This is a genomic window from uncultured Caballeronia sp., from assembly GCF_964243625.1.
Lineage (GTDB): Bacteria > Pseudomonadota > Gammaproteobacteria > Burkholderiales > Burkholderiaceae > Caballeronia.
This window is the reverse complement of record NZ_CAXTGZ010000662.1, coordinates 1-3,241: the sequence shown is the minus strand read 5'-3', so window position 1 is coordinate 3,241 and position 3,241 is coordinate 1. Positions and strand designations below refer to the sequence as shown.

Sequence of the window (3,241 nt, the reverse complement as noted above, 5' to 3'; positions counted from 1 at the left end):
CGTAGTTCGTACTTCACGGGGTGCTCGTGATTGGGATTAGTCGCTTCACCACAGTGCCTGTCTTCTTTTCGTTCGCCCTCCAGACCGTGAAGATCTGCTACGCGTTCGCTCATCTTAGTTGTGACCGGATCAAGCCTAACGCGCAGGTATCGGCGTCTGTATGGATGATTCACCATATCGAATTTTCTTAGAATTGGGCGATGGCCTGCATGCCGACCGTCACACGCGAGGTAGGGAATCCGCTGGGCTTGTAGAGCGGTGTTCCGACAAACAGGTCATACGAGAGGCCGACGACGCGTGCAGGCAGGCCACCTCGAATGCCGATCACCGCACCCGCCAGTTGTGTCCCTGCGAGAAATGCCGTATTCGGTCCGAAGACGCGCCCGTAGTCGATCCCCGCATATAGCATTTGGCCTGTCTTGAACACCGGCCATTGCAGTTCGTTGCGCCAAAAAAAACCTCGTTCCGCCGCCAGCATCGTTTCACCGTCAAAACCGCGCACCGTGTAGCGACTGCCGATGGTCAAGTCATCGAGGTAGAACAGCGCGTCATTGGTGAACTGCGCGTGCACCGTCGTAACGTAGCGGAAAGTTTGTCTGGCGACGGCGAACGGCACGGACAGGTTCCCATCGAGCACGGCCATGTGAAAACGGTATGTCGGACCGCTGGGAAACGGATCATCTGTCGCGCCGAGGCCACCAATACCGTGACGATACGCAAGGGTTCCATCGAACTGCGATGCGCCAAAGTAGTGACGGTCGGTCAGCCCCGCTTCAATGAACGTGTTGTTGCGGCGTTGCTGCGGCATGTCCGTGTCATCGATGAAACTTTGACCGAAGCGCTTTGATAACTGAAACTCCACGCCGAACACGTCGCTTTGACTGCGACTCAGCACGCGCGCCAGTCTGAGCGTCGCCGTTTGCGAATTACCGCTCGATACGAACGTCTGGTTCACGCCCGCGATCTGCTGATAATAGGTGTTGGCGTTGCCGGACAGCGTTGCTATCCAATAACCCCATGGAACGGAGTACGAACCGTTAAAGCCGTGCGAACCAAGGGACTTGTTGCCGAACGAGAGGTCTTGATTTGCGCCTACCGTGAAGACGTCGTTCAGGCCGAGCGGGTTATCGATGCCGAGGCTCACGTTGCCTTGCCATTTGCCGGTCGCGTCCGTGCCAGAATTATCGATGGATGCGACGAAGCTCCACGGCTTCAAACGCTTGACGGTCACGACGACGTCGCTTTCGCCAGGATTGCCGGTCGGCTCGATCTTCATGTCCACGTCCTGCGATGCAACGCGCTTCATCTGCTCCAGACCTTGTTCGAGGTCGCGCAAGTCCAGGAGGTCGCCGTCGCGTGCGGGGAATGCGGATCTCAGGGTGCCGCGCGTGTTGGGATCGGCGAAGCGGATCTGGCGCACGACGCCGGGAACGAGGGCGAGTGTGAGCGTGCGTTTCGAGAGGTCCTGCTCGGGCAGCAGAAGCCGCGTGGTCACGTAGCCTCGCGAGAGGATCGTCTGCTGCAGCGCCTTTGCCAGTGTGTCGATACCGACCTTGCCAATGCATTCGCCCTTGTAGTGGTCGAGCCACTCGCGAGCGAACGCGAAGGGGTCCAAGGGCAAGGCCGAAGCTCCCTTGCTGTGGATGGTGTCGGGCAGTGTTGTGGGGACATCGAGCCTGAACGTATCGATGCGAAAGCACGGATCTTCCTTTGGCAGAAGCGGGAATCCTTCCGACGTCGGAAGGGTGGAACGTACCGCTGGCGCTTGAACGACTGCGTCGCGCTGCTGTGCGGCGCGTTGCTGCTGAATCTGTTGATTCTGCTCGGCGTTGGCACGGGCGGCTGCGGCTTCATCTGCGGGCGTGGGCGTGGGCTGTGCGTTCGACGCAAGCGATACCAGGGCTGCGAGCGGTAGCACCGCCAGCCTCTTTCGAATTTTCATAGTGTTTAAGTCAGATGACTAAGGCTACAGTTCAATAGCGTTGGCGTAATCGTCCATCAGGACCGACGTCATAAAAGCAGGGTTACTCAGTACAACGATCCCGTCGAGCAGGTGGCTGAGCCTGTCCATTTCCCGGCAAAACTCCTGTACATGCGCGGAATGCAGGATCAACGCAAAGGGCTTATTCCCGCGTTCCAGAAAGTAGTTAGGAATGCTGTTTTCAATTAAAGCCCCGATACTGCATGCAATTTGCTTTTGCTTCATTCACGTCCCGTGATGTTTTGATACCAACCAAAGTCTGTTTATTGGGTACGCACGGACAGATCGACGTCGGCCAGTTGAATTGCTAACTAGCCAAGTCGCCGCGACAGCCAGTGACTGGCAAACGTAAGCGACGTCAATACTGTCAGTCGCGTGCGTTTCGCAACGGTGGTGACTTGAAGCGCGCCTCGCTCAATAACATCGAATCCGTCTGTCACTGAAGACATCAATGCTGTCCCGCTGAGCTTTCAATTCAGGGTTTGAACCACGGTCCAAAACTTTCAGGGTCGTCACTTAACATCCCGGCCTTGCGCAAAGGCTTTGGCAAATACTTGACCAACACCACCAGCAAAACTATAAAAAATGGAAGACCAATACCGAACACAGAGATACTGTCACTTAGCCCAATTACCTTTCGACATATGCCGACTACAATAACCGTATAGAACCCGGCACTAAATACAGATGCAAGACTAATCACGAACCAGGTTTGAAGCATTGCATAAAGACGCTGCCAGTTCATTTCTGGTCTCCGGCACGACGAATGTCATTAATAACGGTTGTCCCCTTCGAACCCACTCCGAACAGTAGAATTGCCTGATTCGTACCATATGGAAGCGCCTGATTAACAAACGGAATCAAGCGGTTGTTGTTGATATTCGGCACCATCACGTCGAACATCGAACCCGGACGGTTCAGGCCATCAGCAACACCCATCTTAAGTGGGACTGGAGCTTTTAACGCCAGAATTGCTCCTGCGACGTTCAACCCATCGTATGCTATGTCACCCCATCCAGCCGGCAATGCCTGATTGAAGCCCCATCGCAAAGGATTAACTCCCGACGAGTTGATGCCGTTATATCGGTTGTACAACCCGTCTGCGCCTTCCGCCATATCACTCAACCCAAAAGCGATCATTGCCGTACCGGGAACGCAGCCGGCGCCGGTCGTACACAATCCCGCTCCGGTTTTGGCCGTCACGCCACCAATGACCACTTTGGCAGAATCTTTCGCTACACCCAACGGATCACTCTGAAC

The 3,241-nt window shown here is 55.5% G+C and carries 4 protein-coding genes; all 4 read right to left on the bottom strand.

The genetic code is table 11. From position 1 onward, the window contains the following. Positions 1-187 precede the first annotated feature (187 nt). Positions 188-1,942, bottom strand: coding sequence for a ShlB/FhaC/HecB family hemolysin secretion/activation protein (locus tag ACFFAR_RS28850; protein WP_375508975.1), 1,755 nt, complete (start codon positions 1,940-1,942; stop codon positions 188-190). A gap of 24 nt (positions 1,943-1,966) precedes the next feature. Further along, the gene (locus ACFFAR_RS28845) at positions 1,967-2,206 is read right to left on the bottom strand and encodes a hypothetical protein (RefSeq protein ID WP_375508974.1); all 240 of its coding nucleotides are present in this window, start codon (positions 2,204-2,206) and stop codon (positions 1,967-1,969) included. A 250-nt stretch (positions 2,207-2,456) separates the two neighbouring features. Beyond that, entirely contained in the window at positions 2,457-2,726 is a 270-nt protein-coding gene (locus tag ACFFAR_RS28840) for a hypothetical protein (protein ID WP_375508973.1), read from the bottom strand. Further along, the coding region (locus ACFFAR_RS28835) for a hypothetical protein (RefSeq protein ID WP_375508972.1) at positions 2,723-3,241 on the bottom strand (519 nt) is incomplete at its 5' end. The genes ACFFAR_RS28835 and ACFFAR_RS28840, both read right to left, overlap by 4 nt.